23 protein-coding genes, 4 tRNA genes and 1 pseudogene are annotated in these 26,664 nt (G+C 41.7%); 5 read left to right on the top strand and 23 right to left on the bottom strand.

Annotated features, from left to right (window positions below):
- The 19 genes and pseudogenes from AY606_RS15880 to AY606_RS13265 form a co-directional block, all read right to left on the bottom strand.
- A pseudogene (locus AY606_RS15880) lies at nucleotides 1-80 on the bottom strand (hypothetical protein); the annotation flags it as partial.
- Nucleotides 81-229: 149 nt separating this feature from the next.
- Nucleotides 230-304, bottom strand: a tRNA-Thr gene (locus AY606_RS13350).
- 14 nt (nucleotides 305-318) lie between these two features.
- Nucleotides 319-394 (bottom strand) — tRNA-Gly (locus tag AY606_RS13345).
- Between the two features lie 38 nt (nucleotides 395-432).
- A tRNA-Tyr gene (locus AY606_RS13340) sits at nucleotides 433-516 on the bottom strand.
- A gap of 53 nt (nucleotides 517-569) precedes the next feature.
- Nucleotides 570-645 (bottom strand) — tRNA-Thr (locus tag AY606_RS13335).
- 98 nt (nucleotides 646-743) lie between these two features.
- A complete protein-coding gene (gene trpE / locus AY606_RS13330) occupies nucleotides 744-2,237 on the bottom strand; it encodes an anthranilate synthase component I (protein ID WP_067869590.1) in 1,494 nt (497 codons plus the stop codon).
- A 117-nt stretch (nucleotides 2,238-2,354) separates the two neighbouring features.
- Entirely contained in the window at nucleotides 2,355-3,023 is a 669-nt protein-coding gene (locus tag AY606_RS13325) for a phosphoglycolate phosphatase (RefSeq protein ID WP_067869587.1), read from the bottom strand.
- Between the two features lie 93 nt (nucleotides 3,024-3,116).
- Nucleotides 3,117-3,851: an FHA domain-containing protein gene (locus tag AY606_RS13320; RefSeq protein WP_067869584.1), complete on the bottom strand. Its 735-nt coding sequence runs from the start codon at nucleotides 3,849-3,851 to the stop codon at nucleotides 3,117-3,119.
- 69 nt (nucleotides 3,852-3,920) lie between these two features.
- Entirely contained in the window at nucleotides 3,921-6,191 is a 2,271-nt protein-coding gene (gspD, locus tag AY606_RS13315; RefSeq protein WP_067869581.1) for a type II secretion system secretin GspD, read from the bottom strand.
- A 43-nt stretch (nucleotides 6,192-6,234) separates the two neighbouring features.
- Nucleotides 6,235-7,083, bottom strand: a complete 849-nt coding sequence (locus tag AY606_RS13310) for a type II secretion system protein N (protein WP_067869578.1) — start codon at nucleotides 7,081-7,083, stop codon at nucleotides 6,235-6,237.
- Entirely contained in the window at nucleotides 7,083-7,826 is a 744-nt protein-coding gene (gene gspN, locus AY606_RS13305) for a type II secretion system protein N (RefSeq protein ID WP_067869575.1), read from the bottom strand. The genes AY606_RS13310 and gspN overlap by 1 nt, the downstream gene beginning before the upstream one ends.
- 172 nt (nucleotides 7,827-7,998) lie before the next feature.
- Nucleotides 7,999-8,325 (bottom strand): H-NS histone family protein, encoded by a 327-nt coding sequence (locus AY606_RS13300; protein ID WP_067869572.1) that lies wholly within the window; start codon nucleotides 8,323-8,325, stop codon nucleotides 7,999-8,001.
- Nucleotides 8,326-8,482: 157 nt separating this feature from the next.
- The gene (locus AY606_RS13295) at nucleotides 8,483-8,911 is read right to left on the bottom strand and encodes an acyl-CoA thioesterase (RefSeq protein ID WP_067869569.1); all 429 of its coding nucleotides are present in this window, start codon (nucleotides 8,909-8,911) and stop codon (nucleotides 8,483-8,485) included.
- 10 nt (nucleotides 8,912-8,921) lie between these two features.
- Complete coding sequence (locus AY606_RS13290; RefSeq protein WP_067869617.1) at nucleotides 8,922-10,115, bottom strand: hypothetical protein; 1,194 nt, start codon at nucleotides 10,113-10,115, stop codon at nucleotides 8,922-8,924.
- Nucleotides 10,116-10,122: 7 nt separating this feature from the next.
- Nucleotides 10,123-10,965: a hypothetical protein gene (locus tag AY606_RS13285; protein WP_067869567.1), complete on the bottom strand. Its 843-nt coding sequence runs from the start codon at nucleotides 10,963-10,965 to the stop codon at nucleotides 10,123-10,125.
- Nucleotides 10,962-11,741: a uroporphyrinogen-III synthase gene (locus AY606_RS13280; protein ID WP_067869564.1), complete on the bottom strand. Its 780-nt coding sequence runs from the start codon at nucleotides 11,739-11,741 to the stop codon at nucleotides 10,962-10,964. The genes AY606_RS13285 and AY606_RS13280 overlap by 4 nt, the downstream gene beginning before the upstream one ends.
- A gap of 1 nt (nucleotide 11,742) precedes the next feature.
- On the bottom strand, nucleotides 11,743-12,660 hold the full coding sequence (hemC, locus tag AY606_RS13275) for a hydroxymethylbilane synthase (RefSeq protein ID WP_067869561.1): 918 nt from the start codon (nucleotides 12,658-12,660) through the stop codon (nucleotides 11,743-11,745).
- A gap of 108 nt (nucleotides 12,661-12,768) precedes the next feature.
- Nucleotides 12,769-13,509 carry a LytR/AlgR family response regulator transcription factor gene (locus AY606_RS13270; protein WP_067869559.1) on the bottom strand — a complete coding sequence of 247 codons (741 nt, stop codon included), beginning with the start codon at nucleotides 13,507-13,509 and terminating at the stop codon, nucleotides 12,769-12,771.
- A 53-nt stretch (nucleotides 13,510-13,562) separates the two neighbouring features.
- Complete coding sequence (locus tag AY606_RS13265) at nucleotides 13,563-14,717, bottom strand: sensor histidine kinase (RefSeq protein WP_067869557.1); 1,155 nt, start codon at nucleotides 14,715-14,717, stop codon at nucleotides 13,563-13,565.
- Here AY606_RS13265 and argH point away from each other — a divergent pair.
- Both argH and AY606_RS13255 read left to right on the top strand, forming a co-directional pair.
- Complete coding sequence (argH, locus tag AY606_RS13260) at nucleotides 14,708-16,138, top strand: argininosuccinate lyase (protein ID WP_067869554.1); 1,431 nt, start codon at nucleotides 14,708-14,710, stop codon at nucleotides 16,136-16,138. The two genes, AY606_RS13265 and argH, sit on opposite strands and share 10 nt — an antisense overlap.
- 11 nt (nucleotides 16,139-16,149) lie before the next feature.
- Nucleotides 16,150-16,419: an oxidative damage protection protein gene (locus AY606_RS13255; RefSeq protein WP_067869551.1), complete on the top strand. Its 270-nt coding sequence runs from the start codon at nucleotides 16,150-16,152 to the stop codon at nucleotides 16,417-16,419.
- Nucleotides 16,420-16,903: 484 nt separating this feature from the next.
- Here AY606_RS13255 and pgsA read toward each other — a convergent pair whose 3' ends face one another.
- From pgsA to uvrC, 3 genes are all read right to left on the bottom strand, one after another.
- Nucleotides 16,904-17,491, bottom strand: coding sequence for a CDP-diacylglycerol--glycerol-3-phosphate 3-phosphatidyltransferase (gene pgsA / locus AY606_RS13250; RefSeq protein WP_067869548.1), 588 nt, complete (start codon nucleotides 17,489-17,491; stop codon nucleotides 16,904-16,906).
- A 108-nt stretch (nucleotides 17,492-17,599) separates the two neighbouring features.
- Nucleotides 17,600-18,394 carry a thioesterase family protein gene (locus tag AY606_RS13245; protein ID WP_067869544.1) on the bottom strand — a complete coding sequence of 265 codons (795 nt, stop codon included), beginning with the start codon at nucleotides 18,392-18,394 and terminating at the stop codon, nucleotides 17,600-17,602.
- Between the two features lie 109 nt (nucleotides 18,395-18,503).
- Nucleotides 18,504-20,303, bottom strand: coding sequence for an excinuclease ABC subunit UvrC (gene uvrC, locus AY606_RS13240; RefSeq protein ID WP_067869540.1), 1,800 nt, complete (start codon nucleotides 20,301-20,303; stop codon nucleotides 18,504-18,506).
- Nucleotides 20,304-20,493: 190 nt separating this feature from the next.
- Here uvrC and AY606_RS13235 point away from each other — a divergent pair, with 190 nt between their 5' ends.
- The 3 genes from AY606_RS13235 (at nucleotide 20,494) to fadA (ending at nucleotide 25,383) form a co-directional block, all read left to right on the top strand.
- A complete protein-coding gene (locus AY606_RS13235) occupies nucleotides 20,494-21,543 on the top strand; it encodes an AAA family ATPase (protein WP_067869537.1) in 1,050 nt (349 codons plus the stop codon).
- Nucleotides 21,544-22,044: 501 nt separating this feature from the next.
- Entirely contained in the window at nucleotides 22,045-24,198 is a 2,154-nt protein-coding gene (gene fadB, locus AY606_RS13225) for a fatty acid oxidation complex subunit alpha FadB (protein WP_067869531.1), read from the top strand.
- A gap of 12 nt (nucleotides 24,199-24,210) precedes the next feature.
- The gene (gene fadA, locus AY606_RS13220; RefSeq protein WP_067869528.1) at nucleotides 24,211-25,383 is read left to right on the top strand and encodes an acetyl-CoA C-acyltransferase FadA; all 1,173 of its coding nucleotides are present in this window, start codon (nucleotides 24,211-24,213) and stop codon (nucleotides 25,381-25,383) included.
- Between the two features lie 46 nt (nucleotides 25,384-25,429).
- On the opposite strand, the gene AY606_RS16660 is transcribed toward fadA, so the two are convergent.
- A complete protein-coding gene (locus AY606_RS16660) occupies nucleotides 25,430-26,497 on the bottom strand; it encodes a hypothetical protein (RefSeq protein ID WP_249409255.1) in 1,068 nt (355 codons plus the stop codon).
- Nucleotides 26,498-26,664: the final 167 nt, after the last annotated feature.

The following is a 26,664-nucleotide window of genomic DNA, read 5'->3' as shown; positions in this document are numbered from 1 at the left end:
GTTGTTTTACCATGGTCGACGTGACCAATTGTACCCACGTTTACGTGTGGCTTATTACGTTCAAACTTAGCCTTAGCCATGATGATCTTCCTCGTTTACGTCGAACACGGTCTTAAACAACGCAGCTTCGACAGGTCGCCTAAAAAAAACAAATACCCAATACTTGAAAAGCAGACTAATAAGCCTGCTTTTTTTAAAACGTTGTGAACAAGTCACTAAACTGTATATCTGGAGCTCTTATCCAGATTTGAACTGGAGACCTCTCCCTTACCAAGGGAGTGCTCTACCACTGAGCTATAAGAGCAATAAAATATTCGATGGAGCGGGAGACGAGGGTCGAACTCGCGACATGCAGCTTGGAAGGCTGCCGCTCTACCAACTGAGCTACTCCCGCATTATTGGCACAACCACACTGTATCGAATTTCTTAAATTGGTGGTGAGGGAAGGATTCGAACCTTCGAAACTTTCGTAGCGGAGTTACAGTCCGCCCCCTTTGACCGCTCGGGAACCTCACCACATACACTTATTTCAGTGTCAGTCTTCAACTTAACAACTCAAACCTCTAAGATGGTGCCGGCACACGGATTCGAACTGTGGACCTACTGATTACAAGTCAGTTGCTCTACCAACTGAGCTATGCCGGCGTTTCTTAGTGTTTCGTACGTTTCGTATCGGAACGGTGTGCAGTTTAGCAAAACTTAGAATCCGTGCAAGTGTTTTTTTCAAAAAATATATCAAAAACTCATAAAATCAACCCGTTTGATGATAATTCAACCGCTTTGATCACTGCGCGAGCTTTTATTTGCGTTTCACTCCATTCAGATTCAGGGTTTGAGTCCACCACAAGACCTGCACCTGCCTGTACATAGACCTTATTTTCACGAATGACACAGGTTCGAATGGCAATCGACATGTCCATTTCCCCATGCCAGCCTAAATAACCAACAGCGCCACCAAAAACTCCACGTTTGACTGGCTCGACTTGGTCAATAATTTCCATGGCACGGATTTTCGGTGCACCCGACAATGTACCTGCCGGGAAAGTGGCTTTAAAAACATCCAGGGCATCGACATCATCGCGAACTTCACCTTGTACATTGGAGACAATGTGCATGACATGTGAATAACGCTCAATCACCATTTGATCGGTGACTTTCACTTTGCCAATTTTTGATACGCGCCCGACATCGTTTCGGCCCAAATCAATCAGCATTACATGCTCTGCAATCTCTTTTTCATCTGAAAGCAGATCTTTCTCTAAGGCCAAATCTTCTTCTTTGGTCTTGCCACGCGGACGTGTACCTGCCAGTGGACGAACGGTGGCAATACCATTTTCCAGACGTGACAAAATTTCCGGGGAAGACCCGACAATATGAAACGGTTCTTTATTGCCCAGGGTTTGACCTTGTACCAAGAATAAGTATGGAGATGGATTGAGATGTCGAAGCGCACGATAAACCTGCAATGGCTCACCATCAAAATCAGACACCATACGATGTCCGGGTACGACTTGCATCACATCGCCTGCACGGATGTACTCTTTCACAGTTTCAATCGTCTCAAGGTATTTCTCTTTACCGGTAAGCGATTCAAAATGCGGCGCGGTATGCTTTTTCGCTTGAAGGCTAATCGGTTGAGCCAGCACGGCTTCCAAGTCATCCAATTGCTGTTGGGCCTTGGTGTAGACATCTGGATCATTCACATCTGCATGCACAATCAAGAACAACGTGTCTTTTAAGTTATCAAATACAATCACTGTTTTAGACAGCATCATCCAGATATCAGGCAATCCGACTGGATCGGCTGCTGGAACATTGGTTAAACGCGGTTCGATATAACGCACTGCATCATAGCCAAAATAACCCACCAGACCGCCAGTGAAGCTCGGCAAGGCGGGTAAGTCCTGTTGCGTGGGCACATGGAACTGAGCTTGAAAGTTGCGAATGTATTGAAATGGATCACTACAGGCTTGGGTTTCAATTGAACCATCGGCTTGCTGTATGGTTAAAACACTTTCATTACATGAAAAAACTGTGGATTCACCTAAGCCAATAATGGAATAACGCGCCCAGTTTTCACCACCTTCAACCGATTCAAATAAATAAGCCTGGCTATGATCTTTAAAACGTGCAAACACGGAAAGCGGTGTTTCGGTATCCGCTAAACGCTGACGGTAAACAGGAATCAGGTTATAACCAGCAGATTTTAAGCTGTCGAATTGAGTTTGAGTGGTCATGAGTATGCTCTATGTTTTCGAGATGGGCGGGTTTAAGTTGGTTTTGGTATTATCTGACTTCATGTCGCCATCGAAAAACCATACAATTTCTCATTCCAATATCCTTACTTTTAAATTTTACGCGAGTAATTCTGTTAAATCATCGACCACTTGTTGTGGCTGGCAATCCCGAATATCTTCCCCATGATTATAGCCATAGCTAACCACAATACAATCCACTCCTGCGCGTCGTGCGGCCTCTACATCATTGCTCGAGTCACCAATCATTAAAGTTTCTGCCGCAGTGACCTCATATTGGTCGACACAGAACAGTAACTGGCGTGGATGCGGTTTGCGTTCTTCAAAGCGGTCACCGCCAATCACATCGACAAAATATTTGCTTAAGCCCAAATCTTCGACAATGATGCGCGCAGGTTGCTCTGGTTTGTTGGTCACACAGATCATTTTCTTGTTCTGACTTAAACCCCAGTCCAGGAAGTCCACCACCCCAGTAAAAGGTTGGGTATCCACACAGGGTTCAGCATTATAAATCTCTAAAAAGGTTTTTAATAATTGTTGATGTTGAGCCGGATCGACCTGTCCGGTTAAATACTGCAACGTGCTATGACAAAAAAGGGAGGTTCCCTTACCTATCCAGGTGCGAACCTGCTCTTCAGTTACTCTTGGTAATTGCAAAACATTCAGGCTCATATTCATGGCGCGATATAAATCAGATGCTGAATCCACCAATGTGCCATCCAAGTCAAATAAAATAAGTTCACGACTTGCCAAGTTTGCTACAGACATCTTGTTCCTCTCTTGATTCATCTCACACAACAACATCCAGTCATACAATGAAGGCATGCGATTGCATGCCTTCATTGTAGGTCGAGCGCACCCTTATTTAAATAATAACCATGCGATAATTGCAAGGATAATCAAGGCAATAATGGTCATTAAGCCAACCGATGCATTTTTCTGCTCGTTTTTTTCCAGCTCAACACGGGATACTGGCTCTTCAATTGCAACAGGCTGGGGTTCAGGCTGTGCTTTTGTGATATCAATTCCTTCCGGAATAGGCGCAGGTTTCGGGATTGCAACGCCTTGCGGCATACCATCACGACTGACCTGAACATTACTATCGCGCTCTTTCAGCTCAGGCATACCTTGCTCATTCATTTGTTGAGCAACTGTTTTCGATGCTTCCTCCGCTTCTGCGGCTGCTGTTTCAGAAACTGCAACAGCTTCCGAAGGCTGTTCAGTAGCAGGAATCACTTCTGTTTCTGCTACTACAGATTCAGCTGCAACTTCAACGGGTTCAATCACAAGAGGCGCAATATCTTTAGCTGGCTCAAGAACTGAAAATTTTAAACTGGCAAACTGAATAATATCGCCTTGTTTTAACAAGGTTTCATGTTCAATCTGTAAGTCATTGAGGAATGTGCCGTTAGATGAGTTTAAATCCTGTACCCACAAGGCTTGGTCTTTTAGCAAGAAAGCCGCATGCTTGCGCGAAATTTCCGCTGCTTGCAATACAATATCTGCGCTCTGATGACGACCGACCACCATATCACGGTCGATGCTAATTTCTTGTCCCGTCAATTCACCGGTAATTGCTTGTATTTTCCAAGTCATGAAATGCACTTCTCTTTGCGATTTTTTTTCATCATATCACGGCAAATCTGCAAGTCTTTACATCCTCTGTTAAGAACCTGATCGAATCGTGGTCGTGGTTACGGTATTTTTAGTTCGTTCAACCTCAGATTGAGGGGCCTGAATGACTTGCCGTTGCACCACAGGCTCAATCGCTACAGGAGTGCTAATCGTAGTGGCATTGGACTGGCTCTGTGCACCTGATGGTACCGTTTGATAATCCGACACTTTAGGAGCTGAAGGCGTAACTGGCAGTCTTTGCTGATAAATATCTTCAACGTTCTCCGGCAACTTGGCAAACGTCCCATCCTGATCCATGGCTAACTGTAAACTGTACAACTGACTGTAACGCTGCTGCGATAAGCGCTTCACATCTTTAGCATCACCGACAATGGTGGGATGGATAAAGACCAGTAAATTGCGTTTTTCATTCGATTTAACATCCGATCTGAACAAACGTCCAATTCCCGGAAGAGCGCCCAATCCTGGTACAGATTGACGACCATGAATCGAGTTATCGGAAATCAAACCGCCCAACACGATGGTCTGACCATGCTCAGCCAAAATTGAGGTTTTGATGGCACGCTTACTGGTGACCAGATCCTGCGCTTCACCTTTTGCCTGTACTGCGGAAACTTCCTGTTCGACTTCCAACCGAACCGAGCCGCCTTCACCAATATGCGGCACCACTTTTAAAGTCACACCGACATCTTTACGTTCAACCGTGGTATATGGATTAATGCCGGCGGTAGTCGTGGCCACAGAACCGGTAACAAAGGGGACGTTCTGTCCTACCACAATATAGGCTTCTTCATTATCCATGGTCACAATAGAAGGGGTAGAGAGCAAATTAGATTTTGTATTACTTTTGAGTGCCTGAATCAGCGCACCATAAAGCCGGCGAGATCCATCACTGCCTTCTTTGTAATCGCCAAGAATCAGTGAAGTTCCTTTTAGGCCAGCCGCCGCAGCACCTAATCCTGCCGCGCCTCCGGTTAAATAGCCACCTGCCAGATTGGCCAGACTTGCCCCTGCATTATCAAAGTTAATCAAGCCAATACCACTGCTTAAGTCACCCAAAGCCCATTGAACACCGAGTTGATCGGCATCATTCCCTTCAACCTCAATGATGGCCGCCTCGATGAGTACTTGCTGACGACGGATATCGAGCTGCTGAATGGCCGATTCAATTTCACGCATCAATTGCGGATCAGCTTTCACTACCAACGCATTTTGGCTGTCATCGGCAATAATACTGACACCATTACCATTAAAACTGGTGATGCTCTTTTGATTATTACTGTTCGACCCACCGCCTAAATTAATACTGGGGGTCGATATATTCGATGAACCACTGCTTGAATTATTCGAGTTGCTATTACCGAGATTATTCATCGCACTATTGGGGTTCGATGATGAATTGTTCGAATTTGATGAACTTGAAACCGCCTGACCAGTGACCAATCCTTGTAAAATTTCCGCCAGATTTTTAGCACTGGCATATTTTAATCGAAAGACTTTAAGTCCACCCAAACGATCTGCTGCAGGTACATCCAGCATTTCAATCATTTGACGGATACGCTTACGCGTTGCAGTATCCCCTTTCAGCACAATCCGATTGGTCCGAGTATCAGCAATGATACGGATACGCGAGCCTTTTAGATCTCTAGCTGCGCCGGTGGAACTCATCGACTCAAGTAAACCAATCATTTCTTCCGCTTGACTGGATTGCAGCGTTACCGCTTCAATATCGTTTTGTCCGGTACCATCCAGATTACGAATAAGGGTTTCAAGCTGATAAATATTGTTTGCACGGTCTGAAACAATCAGTGCATTGGTTCCAGCGACCGCGGATAAATGCGCGAACTGTGGCATCAAAGGACGAATCGCAGGAATCAAGTCATTGGGATTGGTATTTTCAAGCCAAATCACCCGCGTCACAATTTGATCACCGGTAGCACGGTGCTTGCTATCGAAAGGCACACCCGAGCTTTTAACATTACTGTCAGGAACCAGTTTAATGGTATTGCCGGAAGGAATAGCCACCACGCCATTCACATTCAATACACCCAGAAATAAATCGTAAACTTCAGTTTTATTTAAGGGTTTATTGGAAATGACCGTGACATTGCCACGTACACGTGGATCTACAGCAAAATTTTTCCCTGTAATATCGGCAACTTCATTAATAAATGCAGTTAAATCAGCGTCACGTAAATTAATTTTCCATGTCTGTGCATGGCTTGCAGTGCTCACCATAGCAATCAGTGGTGCAGCTGCAAATAAGGTCCAAACTGAACGATGATGATTAAATAAAGCCATAAAATTTCGTGCTTCCTAATCCTAAAATGTGACAATGCATCACTTAAAAATTCTGTTGTATGGTCATCACCTGATCACCACGCTTTATTTCCAGCTTAACCTGACCTTCGCGTCTCGCCTGTTCCAGCAACTGAGCATCGTTTTGCCCTTGCCCCACAGTCTGTCCATTCAACGACATAATTCGGTCACCCGGTTGCAAACCCAGCTTGCTGCGTAATGCGGCCGGAGTTCTTGAGGTCACTTCATATCCCCCACTAGCCGCATTTACCCCCATATCTTTTAAATATTGTTCCCGGTCTTCCTGTATTTTTTGTACTGCTTGCCCCAAAGCATTATTTTCCTGACTCGGCACCGCTTGATTGGTTTGACTCGATTGATTATTTGAGTTTGGCGCATTCACTACAGGCTGAACAATCGATTGATCCAATCCATTTTCAATCCTTTTAAACGCTAACTCTCGGGTGGTACCATTATTTTGACGGAGTACCACGCGATCCCAATATACTTCAGCCAACTGGTAAGAGGTAGTATCAATACTTTCTCCTACCCGGTAGCGATCTGCCACATCATTGACTTTAATAACCGCAGATGAAAATTGGCTTGGAGAACCCATCACTACACCTTGCAATACCAGGTTTAAGTTCTCGTCTGTAGCAGTGCTCTTTCCAACTTCTTCAAATAATGCAAATGAAGTTATATTAGGGACTTGTGGTTGTTGTGAACCTAATTCGACCCGTTCTAACTGGATCACTTGAGGGGGAGCCATCAATAACCAGAAAATGCTCGCCAACTTCCAGCATAAATATAAAATTAATAATGCAAGTAATATCGGTGCAGCACGATCAGCTTGCTTCCAATTCAATTGTTGAATTTTCTCAATCCACTCATTCATTAGAAACCACCTTTAAATAAAGGTTGGCGTGAACTAATGACATAGGTGTCTAAACCTGCTTTACCGTCATAGGAAGCAATATTCATCAATAAACGTTGGGTCAATTGCACATTAAGCATCAAGCTTTGATCCAGCTCTAAAGCAATCAGCTTTTGATCACGCTGGTCACGAAAATCGAACATCAACTTGTTATTTTCATCTGAAAGCTTTCCTTTCAATGACGGCATATTCATTCGATCCTGTCGCTGGGCATAGGTATAAATCAACTCACCACCTGCCCACTGTAACTGACCGTCTGCCTGGGAAAAGCCCTGCTCTTTTTTATAATTAAAATCAATATCCTGGAGTTGAATGGCATTTGCAGGCCATTGCCAATCCACCATATTTTTTAAGGTCTCAGGTGCAATTTGTCCATTCCAATCATGAAGCGTGACTTTCTTGCCCAAGCCATATCCTATGACCCCATCAAGCTGGGTGTGCCCACTATGGACTTCAATATGCGCCCCTAAACGCAGCAAAAACAGATCCAATGGCCGTGTTTTCCAACTTAACGATCCTCTTAGATTTCCTTTATGCCAATCTGCTTGCCCTTGCCAAATATTACCGCTTACATTTTGCAAGACCTGGTTGTTTTTATAAAATTTTGAAATGAGCCAAGCCGCTGGAATTTGGAGTAATACAAACATAAAAAAAACGATTATGGCAAAGATCCACCACTTGATGTATTTGGGTTTCTTTATCATCCCACCACGACCAACATATCTATTCTTCTTCCCTGAGCCACGATATTATCTTTATATGCATATTATGCATACTTTTTCCACAACGCCAATTCAAAGATATAAAAAAACCAAGCATATCTGCTTGGTTTTTTTAGCCTAATCCAATTGCATGACAATCTCATGAACTTTATAATTAGATAAGGAAGTCTTCCAGTTTCGCACCACTTTCCAGTTCAGCCACTAACCAGCGTGGTTGTTTACCGCGACCCGTCCAAGTATCAGTTGGATTCTGTTTACTACGGTAGCGCGGCTCTACAGATTTACGGGTGCTTTTTTTACGTTTTGTTGTGCCAAATTCTAAAATTTGCTCAATCGACAAACCTACATTCTCTGCAATATCTAAAATTTGCTGATAGGCATCTTCAACGGCTTGATCTTTTTTAGAAACAATTAATGCTTCTGCTTCAACTTGTAAGCGTTTTAACTGTTCAACAGATAAATTACTAATATCTGGCATCATAATAACTCCTAAATAGATTTTATATTTTATTTATTCAAAACTCGATCATAATATTTTTATTATCTAAAACATTCAATATAATTTTTTAGATAACAATAATCTTTAAAACAGATCATACATTTCTTTAATGTTTATAGAGTATCTGCTTTAAATATTTTTAAATCAAATGATGCACATTTAATTCAATTTCAGTTACTTTTTTCCGAATCACCGCAGGTATTTCTGTTTTATTCATATTTTCTTTATTTACACACACAATAACCGCTTCGCCCCATGCCACTACAGTTTGTTGTGCCTCACTCCATAATAAATAACTCATCCGTAAAGCACTATTACGCATTTCCTCAACACGTACCCCTATTTTAAGCTGGTCTGGATAAAATACCGGACGAATATATTTGCACTGATTTGATGCAACTACTGTATAAACATAATGTTGGAAAATATTAAGCTCATCCAGATAACGAATGCGGGCACTTTCGATATAGCGATAGTACATGACATTATTTACATGGCCAAAGGCATCCATATCTCCCCAGGCGACTGGCTGTTCATGAATAACAGGATAATCCGATAGGGTTAACATTAGCTGAGCCTCATATTTTTATTTCAACAAAATTTGCATTATTTTCAAATATTAAATTTAATTGTTTAATTAAATCATCCTGACCTTTTAAAGTAGATTTAATTCTTAAATAGTTCATCATCACATTATCTGGATATAATTCCAGCAATTTTTCAGCTTCCGCATAACGTGCGGTCGCATCGTATATGTGCCATTTTGCAAAAGTAAACACTGGCAAAGAAGGATATTTATTTTCCCAATAGTCAATTCGTTGCTCAACCCCTAAATAATCGGGGTTTTGTTTCAACAATTGCTGCTGGAACCATAAATAAAAAATGTCTTGATTAAATTGCTCATCTAACAAATGTAATGCCAAGTCTTCATGTTGCTGACTCATTTCTGGCATACGAGATAATACCTTCAACCATAAAGTTTTTATCTCATAATTACGACTATAAATTTGATCTTGCAAGTCTAAATAACGTTGTTGTAAATTTTGTAAATCTTCAACATCAGCTTGATCAAAATCAAATAATAACTGTTGCAACCATTCCTGTTTGGTTTCGGCGCCTAAATGACCATATTTAGTTGAACGCAAATACATCCATGGAAATTGAATAGCAAACTTACCCCATAACGCTGTCAAGCGTAAATCATAAGCACTTTTTACATCGTTTAACCACGGCGAAAGTTCATGCTGATTTAAAAACTCAAGATGGGTTAATGCCTGCTCACCCTCGTTTTGCGCCAGATAAATTTCAATGCGTTGTATTTCAGCCAATTCAAATGCCATGGCATTGCTTTGATTTAATATCGCAAGAGCCTGGGGATATTGCTGCTGCATCCAATACAATCGGGAACCAATAATGCCTTTTAATAAACCCGATTGGGAAAATACCCCTTGAATAAATTCATGTTGATCTTGAGCCGCTTCTAATAACCACACTACAGCCAGCTGTTCATAAGGATGTAAATTTTTAAAATTAAAAACAGTTTCTAACTTTCTTTGTTGTCTTTTTAAATAACGCTTGATTAATAACCACAACAATTGAATGCTTAAACTCAAGCAGGCCAGAAAAACAAAAACCACCCAGATATTAGTTTGAATTTGCCATTCTCGCCAATATAAATACACATATCCTGCGCCATAACCGTAACTTAATACACTCAGTGCGGCAATGACAATCAAGCTGATAAAAGCATAAGCAAGTAAAACCTGTTTCATTGATTCATCACCCCAATAATGCACGTGTATTTAAAATTGGCGTAGGAATAATAGTAAATCCTTTTATTTTTTGGATATTCTGAATCAGTTGGCGTGATTTCTCATCCGGGATTTGATTTAACAATTGGATAATTTCAGTCAGCGATTCTTGGTATTCTAAATATTGACCTTGCTGTAAAGCCTGATGCGCCAATAATAATCGGAGCTGCGCCTCTTTTAAAATCAATGGACGTTGCATTAAAGCTATAGCAGGTTGTTTTGCCGGTTCAATCACCAGCCAACGTTGCCAAAAATGCTTACTTTGCGGTGGGCTTGAACTTAATTGTGGCATATTTATTTCTTGAGTTAAGGCCTGATCCAGCTGATGTATTAATCCATCTACTTTTGTCTGCTGTGCCACACGCGCACTGGCAAATTGCTGAATCACTTGCTGATCTTTCGCAATGACCTGATGCAAACTCTGTTTTAGTGAAGGTGCTAAAGCATATTGTTCTAAATTGCGATCTAAATACATTAATTTATCTAAAGCTTCATCCAGTTTTTGCTGCTTGAGCATAAATTCAATCAAATCCAGCTGCTGTTTAATCACTACAACCGGATCAAGGCTTGCTGCTTCAATGGTTTTTAAATCATGCTCTGTTTGAGCACCTTGCGCTACTGTCCCAACTTCAACATTTACCTGACGCTGTAAAGCCACCAGTTGGTCATTTAAATTTGCATTGTTTTGTTCCATACGATGCAAACTGCTGATTAATTCTGTTTGTTGTGCAGAGACATTAAATACGTCATAACTTAATTTTATAATCCAGAGCAAACTTAAAATAAGTAATAAAATGAGAATTTTCTTCATGTGTTCCCTTGCACAACAATAAGCTGCTGCAAAATTGAATCTGTTTTTAAATCGGGTAATCGCGCGATATTAAAACATGCCTGTTGGTTTTTTTTATAATCTGAAACAACTTGATACAAGCGCTCGCCCAAAACAAAATAATAGCCTTTTGCAATAATCGCATCTTGCCCCTGCATCAACTTAATCCAGTTTAGCCAGCTCGCTTCACTGCTCACCACCATAGCATACTGGTGCTGTTGTTCTAATAAAGGCAATATATCTGGAAGCTTCTGCTGAGTAAGGACAGGACAGCGGCGCTCATATAAAATAAAATTTAGAATATGCATGCCTTGCTGTTTTAACTGCTCCATCATTAATGGACGACCACCTTCCCCGCGCCAAAAAGCAATGCAGGTGCCAGCATTCATGCTTTTAAGTATTGGAAGTTGCAACATTCCTTCCGATGTTTCAACCAAAGGAACTTTAGCAGCAATTCCATAGTTTGCTAAAGCTTGCTCCGTTGTTTCACCTACCGCAATCCACTGGATATGCTGCAGTTGATCAAGACGCATCCCTGCCTGTTTTAAATAATCCATCCCCACTTGAACGGCAGTAGGACTGACCACCACAATCACCTGTGCAGAAAATAATTGCGGATATAACTTAGACAATGGCTCTGACCAAGGTCGAGCGACCAATTCCAGTAAAGGCAAATCCAAAACGGGTACATGAGCCATACGCAAGGCATGGCTCAATTTTTCTGCACGGTCTTGAGGGCGGGTATTAATAAACAACATGTTAATAAAGTGCTTTAAGCAAATCACCCGCGCCTTGTTCAAGCAATTTCTGCGCGAGACTGACCCCCAGCTGCTCAGCTTGTTCTGGAGTGCCGCTGAGATTGGCTTTCAATAGCGTTACACCATCTACACTTCCCACACGACCCTCTATATGGAGTAGCCCTTGATTTAAAGTTGCATATCCTGCAATTGGCACTTGGCAACCGCCTTCTAAATAGGCATTGAAAGCGCGTTCTGCACGAACACAAACATCAGTTTCAGCATGTAAAAGCGGTAAAATAAGACCAAGTACCACCTGATCTGTCGCACGACATTCGAGACCGAGTGCACCTTGTCCAACTGCAGGTAAACTAATTTCAGGTTTCAGGTTATGCCGTATACGCTCAGCCAAGCCTAGGCGTTTTAAACCCGCACTCGCCAAAATAATCGCATCGTATAAACCTGAATCCAGCTTAGATAAACGTGTACCAACATTACCCCGCAAATCAATAATATTCAAATCAGGACGCTGTTTTAAAATCTGGGTTTTACGGCGCAGGCTTGACGTGCCTACTTTTGCACCCTGCGGTAATTCATCAAAACTGTGATAGGTATTGGAGACAAAAGCATCCATAGGATCCTCACGTTCACAAATTACGGCCAAGCTTAAACCTTCAGGTAAAGCCATAGGTACATCTTTCATGGAATGAACGGCCAAGTCTGCACGACCATCTAGCAATGCTGCTTCTAACTCTTTAACAAATAAACCTTTACCGCCAATTTTTGCCAAAGGCGTATCCAGGATTTTGTCACCTTGAGTGACGAAGGTCACCAACTCAACTTTAAGATCAGCATGCAATGCCTCTAAACGGGCACGAATATGTTCAGCCTGCCATAATGCAAGCGGGCTTTGTCGAGTTGCAATCTTCAAAATCTTCATAAATTTTAGAAACAGTCAATGTAAGTGCGTTATTGTAAACTTAACGCGCTGACTTGAAAATGCAAGTGAATTTGCACAGTTGTTTTCATCACAATCATCAAAAGAGATTTATATTTTTTGTATTCGTTCTCTTAAATTGGGCAAATGACGTCGGCTGACGGCCAGACGTTCCTCCAATTCACGACAACGTACCTGATACTGCCCCGAACTAATCACCTCGAGACCATCCAGAAAGTTCACTGAAACCAATGCATTACGATGAATTCTAACGAATTGATCGCCAAATTCATTTTCCAGGTCTTTTAAGGTTTCATCAATCAGTACGCTGCCATTTTTATGGCGTACCGTGACATATTTCTGGTCTGCTAAAAAATAATAAATATTTTCTACAGGCACCAACTCTACCCCACGGTAGGTTTTTGCCACAATTTGATGGCGTTTTATATTGAGTTCGTTCATATCTTCTTTTTGTTTTAAAGTGCTCATTTGTGCTTGAGTCAGTTTGGTTAAATGATCTAAAACCTGTTGTAATTCTTGTTGCATCACTGGTTTTAATAGATAGCCTTCTGCATGCGACTTAAATGCCTCCAAAGCATGTTCATCATAGGCAGTACAAAAAATAATCGCTGGCATAGGCTCTAGCTGGCGCAAATACTGGGCACAGCTTAACCCATCCATTTCAGGCATTTGAATATCTAAAAGTACCACATCTGGCTCATAAAACTGAACCATATCAATCGCCTGCTGACCATGCGTTGCAGTTGCAATCACTTGATGTCCCAGTTGGGTGACTAAACGTGATAATCGCTCTACCGCGAGAGGTTCATCATCACAAATCAGGATGTCCATTTTTCCTCCTTTCACAGTTACCATGATTTTTTTTATAGGTTAACTATGATTTTTTATTTATATCGATATTGCACAACTGTGGTAAACATTCCCTTTCCCGCGTATGTCTGAAAGCTCACAGTCCGTCCATAATAAGCCTCTAGACGCTGTTTCACATTCTCAACTGCAATACCATTTCCTTGTCTTAAATTTATTTTTTCCTGTTTATAAGGGTTAGTAATAACGATATTGACTTGATTTTGCAATACTTCCACCAATATGCTTATCGTACTCTTAGTTAAAAATTTTTCAACTCCATGAAAAATACTATTTTCCACTAAAGGTTGTAAAGTTAATAATGGAATTTGTATCTGAGAAAAGAGTACTTCATCGTCATATTTCCACTCTACGCGTAAACGATCACCTAAACGAATCTGTTCAATGGCTAAATAATGCTGACACAGTTCAATTTCATCTTTTAAGCGTACCAGTTTAAGTTCTTTAAAACTTGCACGAAATAGTCGTGATAAATTCAGTAACATTTGTTCTGCTTTATCTGGATCAATGCTAATTAAACTGATCACGGTATTTAAACTGTTAAATAGAAAATGTGGATGAATTCGTGCCTGCATGGCCTGAATACGTGCATGTAGCTCACTGTTTTGCTGGCGTGCCCATTGTTCACGCAAATACAGATAGCGAAAACAGAATGTTCCAATTAGTACGCCATAGCTCAGATGCAACATCACCCCATCGAATAAAACGTCGCTGTTTAAATTGTATATTTGAAAATTCTGTCCGAAATAAATCACAGCATTTAGCATCACGGTGGTCGATAAAACAATAATCTGCAATAGAATGAAGCCGACCACTAAAGCTTGCCCAAAACCTAAATGCTGTATTTTTTTTTGAAACAGCTCAACCAATGCAACAAAAGCCAGCAATACCCAGTTAATGAACAACATATACTGCAATAAACGCCCTACACTTAAGCCTGCCCATGATTGCGCCTCTGCCAAAGCTAAAATCATCGCCAAAATATTACTGGCAATAAATAATTCGATTAAATGTTGCCAACGCCCTATTTTCGTAAAAAAATAAGCGTATGGTTTATTTCCATGTGTATCAGCAAAACTTTGCTCGTCTTGTCCTTCGGCAAGTGAACCTGAATTTGTTATACTGTTTTTAGTTCTAATGCTTTTTATCTTATTGAGCCGACATGACCACATCTTCTAATTCCTCAAATCCGTCACAAACCCAAACTTCGGGTATGTGGGGCGGTCGTTTCTCCGAAGCTACTGACGCTTTTGTTGCTGAATTTACAGCATCTGTACAATTTGACCAACGCTTTTATAAACAAGATATTGCAGGTTCTATTGCACATGCAACCATGCTGGCAAAAGTTGGCGTACTTACCGAACAAGAACGTGACGACATCATCACTGGCTTAACCGCAATTCAAGCGGACATTGAAGCGGGTAATTTTGAATGGCGTGTTGACCTGGAAGATGTCCACATGAATATTGAGTCTCGTCTGACTCAGCGTATTGGTATTACAGGTAAAAAACTCCATACTGGCCGTAGCCGTAATGACCAGGTTGCAACCGATATTCGTTTATACGTGCGTGACGAAATTGATGCGATTTTAAAATTGCTGGAAAAATTACAAAAAGGTATTTTGGGCTTGGCTGCTAAAAACACCCAAACCATTATGCCTGGGTTCACTCATCTACAAACTGCACAACCTGTGACTTTCGGTCACCACTTGATGGCTTGGTTTGAAATGCTGGTACGTGACTCTGAACGTCTAATTGACTGCCGTAAACGTGTCAATCGTTTGCCACTTGGCTCTGCTGCATTGGCTGGTACAACCTATCCAATTGAACGTGAATACACAGCACAGCTTTTAGGTTTTGAAGCCGTTTGTGAAAACTCGCTGGATGCGGTTTCTGACCGTGATTTCGCGATTGAATTCAATGCGGCTGCATCCCTCATTATGATGCATTTATCACGTATGTCTGAAGAAATGATTCTGTGGACATCTGCTCAGTTCAAGTTTGTGAACATTCCGGATCGTTTCTGTACGGGTTCTTCAATTATGCCGCAGAAAAAAAATCCGGATGTCCCTGAATTGATCCGTGGTAAAACCGGACGTGTTTATGGCGACCTAATGAGTCTGCTTACACTGATGAAAGGTCAACCGTTGGCGTATAACAAAGACAACCAGGAAGACAAAGAACCATTATTTGATGCCATTGATACCGTTCGTGGCTCATTAATGGCATTTGCCGACATGATTCCTGCACTTGTACCTAATATTGAAATCATGCGTGAAGCAGCACTACGCGGTTTCTCAACCGCAACTGATCTTGCCGATTATCTGGTAAAAAATGGCGTTGCGTTCCGTGATGCACATGAAATTGTCGGTAAAGCAGTTGCGCTTGGTGTTCAAGAATCGAAAGACCTGTCTGAATTGACACTTGAACAATTGCAACAGTTCTCTGATTTGATTTCTGAAGATGTATTTGAAAAAGCATTAACACTTGAAGCATCAGTCAATGCACGTAACCATATTGGCGGTACTGCACCCGCTCAAGTTGAAGCTGCAATTTCGCGCGCCTATACACGCTTAGAAAAACTTTACGCTTAAGGAATAATGATATGTCTCGACAAGTATTTTGCCGTAAGTATCAAGCCGATATGGAAGGTTTAGATTTTTCCCCCTTTCCGGGTGCAAAAGGTCAAGAATTGTTTGATAGCGTGTCTAAACAGGCTTGGCAAGAATGGCTAAAGCATCAAACCACGCTGATCAATGAAAAGCGTTTAAACGTGTTTGAAGCAGATGCAAAGAAATTTCTAGAAGAGCAACGTGAAAAGTTCTTTAGTAACGATCAGTCACTGGAAAAAGCTGAAGGACTAAAGCCTGAGTAATATTTAAAGCGTTGCTTTGAATCCTATGCAAGGCAAGAGCTTTGCTCGCGCAGACTTTAATCTAAAAAGAAATCTCCATTATTGGGGATTTCTTTTTTAAGCTGCCTTAAATTTTACCCAAGACAAGCGAAGTGCGTAGTTTCAAATGTCAAAAAGGAGTCTCTCAGGAGGCTCTTTTTCATTATCAGCCGTTTTCTATTCAATATATTTTTACATCTAGAAATAACTGTAAACCAAAGCTACATTTCTAAATAAAACTCTACATTACAATACAATAACCTACATGAGTTATGGAGTTGATTCTCCTATACTTGGTTTCAAGAAGATGGTTAAACATCTTATAAAAGATATAACAAATACCCGATTTCAATCCTAGGTTTCCCCCAAAATCTAGGATTTTTTTTGTTTATAAATTTTAAACAAATATCAAAGTCAAAAAAAAACACCCTGAAGCGGGTGTCTTTAATGAATGTTTAAATCTAGTTTAAGGCTGTTTTAAATACGGCCATGCAGCTTTCAAATAAATAAACATAGACCATAAGGTCAGAATCACCGCAGTATAAAGTAAAAGATAAGCCAGAGTATCAAGCGGTTGCCAATTCAGTAAAAACACTGAAATCGCAATCATTTGAAAAGCCGTTTTATATTTACCCACGGTAGATACGGCAACATTGGTCCGTGCGCCCAATTCAGCCATCCATTCACGCAAAGCCGATACGGTAATTTCACGTGAAATAATCACAATCGCTGCAAATGCCATGGAAATGCTCGGTTGCCATTGCACCAGAACAATCAACGCAGCTGCAACCATCAGTTTATCTGCAACCGGATCGAGAAAGCGGCCAAAGGCTGATGTTTGATTCAGTGAACGTGCCAAATAACCATCGAACCAGTCAGTTACCGCAGCAACCACAAAAATCGCCGTTAAAATAATGTGACGAGTCATGTTAGTGTCGTGTTCCGCAACACCAATTGTAGGCGGCCAATAAGCCACCAACAAAAAAACAGGTATTAAAGCTATACGCGCCAAAGTCAAGATATTTGGAATATTCAGGATGCGACCTGTAGTCATAGACACCGCCAATTTTTCCCCTGTATGTACAATGAAAAACCACACATATTTTGGGATGGATTCATCGTTAATTCAGACTCACTTTATACGAATTGCTATAAAGTGTCACTAGGCAAACACGGTAACTGTCTGTCTGGAAATCGCAATCAGTCTGTTTTCAGCATCCCAAAGATGGGCATATTCAGTGGAATACCCTTCTGCTGCATAATCGGTAAATACTTTATATTTAAACCAATCCTGCAGCTGATTGTGTAAAGGATGAACATAGGTCACATGCCAGGTCAATGAACTGGCTGGTGCCATGCTGTTAAACATTGGCAAGACACCGGGAGGCCACATGTCAAATGCCACCATCAAATCCGCCACGGTCATTTCCCGATTTTCATGCCGCGCAGGATTAAAACGCATCCAGCCACTAAAATCGGGTTTGACACTTGCAGTACATGGATACTGTCCATCTACCCAGACCAAATCCATCTGTCCAAAACATTCAGGGGCTAGAGGATGATGCTCGGCAATGTTTAATTGCTCCGGTGCTGGAAACGCTGGTGCAACACGTTCCTGTTGTACCGAAATTGCCGAGGGACGCTGGGTGCCGAAACTGGCAATCAAAATACTTTGCACTGCATTATCTTGTAACAGTCGCACTTCAACTGTAGTTACAGACTTACCTTGCCGTAAGATTTCCGCAGTTAATTGAACGGGTGCCATTTGTACTGGACCGACAAAAGTCACACTGGTGCTTAATAAACGTTTTAGGGGATCAGCAATTGCCACCACTGCTTTTTGCATCATCATCCCTGCAACCAAGCCCCCATAAATGGTGCGGCCTTGTAACCATCCTGGCGGCATATCCACCCATTCATTTTGTTCAATGTCGGTAAATAATTGGCGGAGTGACATCCTCTGTCCTTTGAAGTTTTTGATTTGCTCTATTTTTGACTTATTTTGAAGTGTTGTGAATGCTCAATGACTGCAGCGTCAATGAGCACTTTGGCCAATCGGTCTGTCTTTATTCATGCAGTACCTTATAAATGGTTCTTGCCATGACATCGCCCAGACCGGGAACCAGTTTCAAGTCATTTTCTGAGGCTTTCAATACGCCTTGAATTCCGCCAAAGTGGGTCAGCAAATCACGGCGGCGTTTTGGCCCTAATCCAGGAATGACTTCCAGCACTGAACCACCGCGGCGTTTATCGCGTTTGGCACGATGTTTGGTAATGGCAAACCGATGCGCTTCATCACGTACCTGCTGAATTAAATGTAGCGCTTTATGGTCTTCAGGCAACTGGATTTTGCTGCCATCGGTAAAATGCAAAGTTTCCAGACCGGGTTTACGCCCTTCACCTTTGGATACCCCGACCATAAAGGCATCCAGTCCCAGATCCTGCATCACTTGCATTGCCATATGCAACTGACCTTTACCGCCATCAATCAGCAGTAAATCGGGCAACATGGCTTTCTTATAACGACGGGTCAGCGCTTGACGCATGGCTGCATAGTCATCACCACCAGTAATATCTTCAATGGAAAACTGGCGATAATCACGTTTGCGCGCACCGCCTGAATCGAATACTACACAGGAAGCAATGGTGGCTTCACCCATGGTATGCGAGATATCAAAACATTCAATCCGGTCAATCGGACGACCGACCACTTGTTCCAGCTGATGGAAACGTTCATTCAGTTCAAAATGATTGGCCAGCTGCCCTTTAATGGCATGCTGCACATTCATATTGGCCAGCTCTAACCACTCGGCACGGGTTTCCCGAACATTAGACTTAATCTGAACTTTCTTGCCAAATTCCTGTTGCAGCGCCTGTTCCAATTCTTTGCGATCGGGTAATTCGGTATTAATAATCAGCTCGGCAGGGACTTCATCTGCAACCTGAAAATAAAAGTTTGCCATGAAATCAGATAACATTTGCCCCAGATCATCGCCCAGCATATCGGGGAAATAGCTTTTCCCGCCGAGCATTTTGCCATTACGCACATGCATAATCTGCACACAGGTCACGCCGGCATGATAGGCAATTGCCAAAATATCAGCTTCACCTTTAAGTTTATAAATCGCCTGTTGCGATTGCACATCACGCAGCAATGCCATCCGGTCACGGTAAAATACCGCTTTTTCAAATTCCAGCGCTTCCGCCGCCGCTTCCATTTTAGCAATCAGTTCCTGATTTAATTCTTTAGTATCACCCTGTAAAAAGCGAATCGAATTTTTAACATCTTCCTGATAATCTTCAGGCGAAATTAAACCGACACAAGGCGCGGTACAGCGCTTGATCTGATACTGCAAACACGGGCGTTTACGCTGGGAAAAATAACTGTTTTCACACTGGCGCACATTGAACAGTTTTTGCAGCACCACCAAAGTGTCACGGGCATTATAGGCACTGGGATAAGGGCCAAAGAACTTGCCGACCTGATGCTTGCCTTTGCCGCGACCTGCGGCAATACGCGGATAAGGCTTGTCGCTGGAGACAAAGATATAGACATAAGATTTATCATCGCGCAACATGATGTTGTACGGCGGACGATGCAGCTTAATCAGGTTTTGTTCCAGCAATAAGGCTTCGGTTTCAGAACGGACAATCAGCGTTTCAATATCATAAATCCGTGCCACCAAAGCCTGTGTTTTAGGATGATCGATGGTTTTAACGAAATAGCTCGACACACGGTTTTTCAGATTCTTGGCTTTACCGACATACAGTAATTCTCCGTCTTTACCCAACATCCGGTAAACACCAGGCAAAGTCGTCATATGGGCTAAAATCTTTTCAATATTGTCACGTGCGTTTTCGTTCACATTCAGCCTTATTTACAATGATGTCTGCTTTGCTACATGATGTGATGGTTTTCACGCCATTTTCAAGACAATTCGGGATTTTTCCCATAATCAGACAAAGTTCTAACAATCATTTAAGTGCTAAAAGCTATAAGTGACTCATGCTTATTTTGCTATGCTCAAGTCATCTGAAGAATTTGGATCAAACTGAATGACGAACCATAATCCTGCCATGCATATCGTTAAGCCTGTAACTGCAACGCATAGCGCATCTGAAAAAGATAGATTGATGGGTAAACCTCGTTTTCATTTTGAACCCAAAGATGTAATGCAATTATTGCATACCCGAATTATTGGACAGGATGCCGCATTAAAAGAAATCGAAAAAATGCTACATGTGGTCAAAGCCGATTTTTCCAGTCCGGAACGCCCTCTCTCGGTAATGCTCATGCTTGGTCCAACCGGTGTCGGTAAAACTGAAACTGTGCGTTTAATTAGCGAGGCGATTTATGGCCGTCCGGATGCTTTTTGCCGGATTGATATGAATACATTGGCGCAAGAACATTATGCCGCCGCCATTACCGGTGCACCTCCGGGCTACGTTGGCTCGAAAGAAGGTCATAGCCTGTTTGATGAAACCGCCATTGCAGGTTCACATACCCGTCCAGGGATTGTGCTGTTTGATGAGCTAGAGAAAGCATCGACTGAAGTGATTCGCGGTTTAATGAATATACTGGACACTGGCAAGCTGACTTTAACCTCCGGCACCAAGACCATTGATTTTCGCAACTGCATGATCTTTATGACCAGTAATGTCGGTGCACAAGCTGCACAGCAATACCTGAATAAACTGAATTTTCTGCCCCAGAAAATGCAGGATATTTGCCTTAAAAAAATACCGACCAAAACCATTATTGAAAAAGTGATGTTGAAAAAATTTGATCCTGAATTTTTAAACCGGATTGATCGTACTTTGCATTATCAGGCAGTTCAGGATAATGCGTTACCAAAGCTGGTGGACATTGAACTGGAAAAACTCAATCAGCGCCTGCAACATCAAAAGCGTGTTGTGGTTTTAACCGATGCTGCCAAAGCACACTTCTATAAGGATCATGATATTCGTTTTGGCGCACGCCATTTGGCGCGAAAAATGCGAACGGAACTGGAACCGATTCTGGCAATTTACTTTTTAAATTATCCGGGAAAAAATCAGCTCACGGTGAATTTCGATAATGGACAGTTAATGATTCAGCCAGAATAACGCTCTAAATAAGCGCACCAATAATCGTTGTGACAGCCAAATATTTAGCAGCATATTTAACTTTAAATGTGTTCAGTTTTATCCCAACGAAATACCTATTAACGCTACTGATTTGCAATTTTCTGCTTAAATCTTGGCTACAGAACTGGCTTTATTAAGTGGGTAATTTAGCTTAATTGACCTTTTTGACCAAAACAAACTCATAAAAAACTTGCAATCCAGAACTTACCCCCGATATAAATAACCACGAAATGATTAAAAAACCTTAATTTAAACAAAAAGTTCATCACATTTTTACCAGGTACAGTAAAACTAAAGCTATTCATCACAAGGGTTTGTTGAAAAAAAATTGATGACCCTTGCGTCACCGCTTGATACAACTTGTTATGTTCTTTTTGGATATAGTTATCGTAAGATTAGCGAAGTTCGATGTGCGCGGGAAATGCGTACATGCTTCAAAACATCAACTTAATAAGTCCTCCAAAATAAAGGAGATCAGGCATGATCCACGCTGGCAATGCCATTACCGTCCAAATGCTTTCGGACGGAATTGCAGAATTCCGCTTTGACTTACAAGATGAGTCGGTCAACAAATTTAACCGTGCAACGATTGAAGACTTTAAAGCGGCCATTGACGCTGTTAAAGCCAATAGTGACGTTAAAGGTTTAATCGTTACCTCTGGTAAATCAACATTTATCGTGGGTGCAGACATCACTGAATTTGGTGATAACTTTGCTCAAGGCGAAAAAGCAATTGTGGATTGGGCAATGCCTGTTCACGAAATTTTCAACAGCTTTGAAGATTTAGAGATTCCTAAAGTTGCTGCAATCAATGGTATGGCATTGGGCGGTGGTTTTGAGATGTGTTTGGTCTGTGACTACCGTGTCATGTCAGAAGCAGCTCAAGTGGGCTTGCCTGAAATCAAACTCGGCATTTTCCCGGGCTTTGGTGGTACGGTTCGTTTAAGCCGCGTGATTGGTATCGACAACGCGGTTGAATGGATGGCGATGGCGAATCCTAAACGCCCTGATGCTGCACTAAAAGACGGTGCTGTTGATGCGGTGGTTGCTGCGGACAAACTGCAAGCCGCTGCAATTGACCTGGTTAAACAGGCCATTGCTGGTCGCCTAGACTGGAAAACAAAACGTCAGGAAAAACTGGATCCAGTTAAACTGAGCCCAATCGAACAGATGATGGCGTTTAACTCATCTAAAGGCATGGTTTTAGCCAAAGCAAACCCTGCTCAATACCCTGCGCCAAAACTTCTTCTTGACTCATTACAGGCAGGTGCAAGCCTTCCACGTAACGAAGCATTAAAAGTTGAAGCTGAAGGTTTCGCTAAAGCTGCAATTACGCCTCAAGCAGGCGCGTTGATTGGTTTATTCCTCAATGACCAATTGGTGAAGAAAACTTCGAAAAAACATGAAAAAGGTGCACACCCGGTAAACCAGGCGGCTGTTCTAGGCGCGGGTATCATGGGTGGCGGTATTGCTTACCAAGCGGCAAGCAAAGGCACACCAATTATCATGAAAGACATTGGTAACCCGCAACTTGCCTTGGGTATGTCTGAAGCGACCAAACTGTTGACCAAACAAGTTGAACGCAAAAAGATGACCCCAGCGAAAATGGGTGAAACGCTTGCTCGCATCCGCCCAACTTTAAGCTTGGATGAGTTTAAAGATGTGGATATCGTGATCGAAGCGGTAACTGAAAATCCAAAAATCAAAGCTGCTGTGCTTGCGGACACTGAAAAATCAGTACGCGAAAACACCATCATTGCATCAAATACTTCTACGATTTCAATTACGCGTTTGGCAGAAAGCCTGCAACGTCCTGAAAACTTCGTCGGTATGCACTTCTTTAACCCAGTTCACATGATGCCGTTGGTTGAAGTGATCCGTGGTGCAAAGACTTCTGATGAAGCGATTGCAACGACTGTAGTGCTTGCTCAGAAAATGGGTAAAACACCAATCGTAGTGAACGACTGTCCGGGCTTCCTTGTGAACCGTGTATTGTTCCCTTACTTCGGTGCGTTCGACCTGTTGCTTAAAGATGGCGCTGACTTCCAGCAAATCGATAAAGTAATGGAACGCTTCGGCTGGCCAATGGGCCCTGCTTACTTAATGGACGTTGTCGGTATCGACACGGGCGTTCACGGTGCAGAAGTAATGGCGGAAGGCTTCCCTGACCGTATGAAACCGGACTTCAAAGGTTCGATTCAAACCATGTATGAAGCAAAACGTTTGGGTCAAAAGAATGACGTTGGTTTCTACAAATACGAGTTAGACCGTAAAGGCAAAAAAGCGAAAAAAGTTGATCCTACAGCGTATGAATTGATTGCATCTGTAGTGACTGGCGAAAAACGTGAATTTGATGCACAAGAAATCATTGACCGTATGATGCTGGCTTTCTGTAACGAAACTGTCCGTTGCTTAGAAGACAACATTGTCGCGACTGCGTCAGAAGCAGACATGGCGATGATCATGGGTGTAGGTTTCCCTCCATTCCGTGGCGGTCCAGCACGTTACATCGACCAAACAGGTGTTGCTGAATACGTTGCGCTTTGCGACAAGTATGCACACTTAGGTAAAGCTTATGAAGCGCCACAAATGTTGCGTGACATGGCTGCTAACAACAAAAAATTCTACGGTTAAGGAGCAACGTGAATGGCTACTTTAAATCCACGTGACGTTGTCATCGTTGATGGCGTACGTTCAGCAATGGGTAAAACCAAAAACGGTATGTTCCGCAATGTACGTGCTGACAGCTTATCTGCTGAATTAGTTCGTGCCTTGGTTGCTCGTAACCAGTTTGATGTCAACGAAGTTGAAGACGTGATCTGGGGCTGTGTAAACCAGACCCTTGAACAAGGTATGAACATTGCCCGTAACATCGCATTGCTTGCTGACCTTCCAAAAACTGTTGCAGGTCAAACTGTTAACCGTCTTTGTGGTTCATCTATGCAGTCGATTCATACTGCCGCGGCACAAATTGCAACCAACCAAGGTGATATCTTCATTATTGGTGGTGTAGAGCATATGGGTCACGTCGGTATGATGCACGGCATCGACCTAAACCCTGAAGCCTCTAAGCATTATGCCAAAGCGTCTAACATGATGGGCTTAACCGCTGAAATGTTGGGTCGCATGAACGGCATTACCCGTGAAGAACAGGATGCGTTTGGTGTGGAATCTCACCGCCGCGCTTGGGCCGCAACACAAGAAGGTCGTTTCAAAAACGAAATTATTGGTGTTGAAGGTCACGACGCAAACGGTTTCAAAATTTTGTGCGATATTGACGAAGTGATTCGTCCTGACTCAAATCTTGAAGCATTTGCAAGCTTACGTCCTGTGTTCGATCCAAAAGGCGGTACGGTCACTGCGGCTACATCTTCAGCGTTGTCTGATGGTGCTTCTGCAATGTTGCTTATGTCTGCTGAACGTGCGCAAGCTTTAGGTCTTAAACCACGTGCTGTGATTCGCTCTATGGCGGTTGCAGGTTGTGACGCAGCAATCATGGGTTACGGTCCTGTTCCTGCAACACAAAAAGCGCTTAAACGTGCTGGCTTGTCAATTGCTGATATTCAAACATTTGAATTGAATGAAGCATTTGCTGCACAAGGTTTGTCTGTTCTTAAAGGCTTAGGCATTTACGACCAGCAAGACCGTGTGAACTTGAACGGTGGTGCAATTGCCTTGGGTCACCCACTCGGTTGTTCTGGCGCGCGTATCACAACGACTTTACTGAACGTGATGGAACAGCAAGATACACAAATCGGTCTTGCGACCATGTGTATCGGTTTGGGTCAAGGTATCGCAACGATTATCGAACGTGTTTAATTCTTAAATACTTTGACAAAAAGAACCCCGCTTAGTGCGGGGTTTTTTATGGTTTTTTGAATGCTTTTATGAAGGTTGATAAAGAATCCAAACCATCAAAGGTAGCTGGAATTTTATCATCCGAAGAAACTATTGAAGAAAAAATCAGATTTTCAAATTTCTCAAATCCATCAGGATTTTTTTCTTTTAAATCTTTAGAACTGTCAGCATAGCTCTGTATAAATTGACATAAGGTCATTCTTAATTCAAGTTGCATAATTTGGGATTTGATAGACTTAATTTCATTTAAAATAATTCTAAAAAACCAAAATAAAATTATCAGTAAAGTGATTGTAGGAATTACAAGGAAAATGAGTTTATTAAGTTCTAAAGTTTCTAGATTACAAAATACATAAATCAATTCAGCAATTGGTAGAATTAGAAGTATCACTCCCAAAATATAATATTGCCATTTTAAATCTGTTAATTCTTTTCCTTTAGTCATGCTTAGTTGAGTAAATCCTTGGTATAACCCTACAAAATTAAAGCCTGTTTCATAAGTATCGAGTTTATTCTTAAGCGTTTCTACAGCAACTATCTTCTTATCAAATTCACTACTCCAAGTATCAATTTTAGAAACTGTTTCATCTCTAGTACGAATAAATTCTTCAACCTTCGATAAATCCGTACTTTGAATAGCCCTTGATAAAGCTATCGCATGTTCAGAATGAAACTCCTCTTGCATGATTAAAGTAGGCAGATCATCAAATAAATCTACACACCATTTCGACCTTTCTACAAATTCATGCCTATTATCACGTACTAATTCATTTAGAAAATAAAAATTACTTCCCTGATCTATTCGATAATTATTTCGAAAATTTATTTCTCTAACGTAAATTACTAAATAAAGAGCTAGCCTATGTAATCGATAAGTATTGTCTTCATCAGTGAAATTTTGGAATCCCCCATCCCATGCTCTTACTAATTCCAATCCTTTAAAATTTCTGCACGTAATTAATTTCTCATTCAAATTATTAATGAAAGTTTCTTTATTGATTTCAAATCCTAATGCCGACAGTTGTTTTGCTAACTCTCCTACAAAATTATTCTGCTCTTTTAAATTTTCAGCCATCTGGAGAATACTATTAATGACCTCCAATGATTCATTAACATTGAATTCGAACTTTTCACCCATAGCTTCCCTCTAATAAATATATTTCTTAAAATCTACAGATCATACCTTATGTAACTAATTCGCAACATCATGTTATTTCTTTGTAATTTTAGTTGAATAATCAC

It is taken from the genome of Acinetobacter sp. SFB, assembly GCF_001647545.1.
Classification (GTDB): Bacteria; Pseudomonadota; Gammaproteobacteria; order Pseudomonadales; family Moraxellaceae; genus Acinetobacter.
The sequence above is the reverse complement of the archived record's forward strand: the minus strand, read 5'-3'. Positions and strand labels throughout refer to the sequence as shown.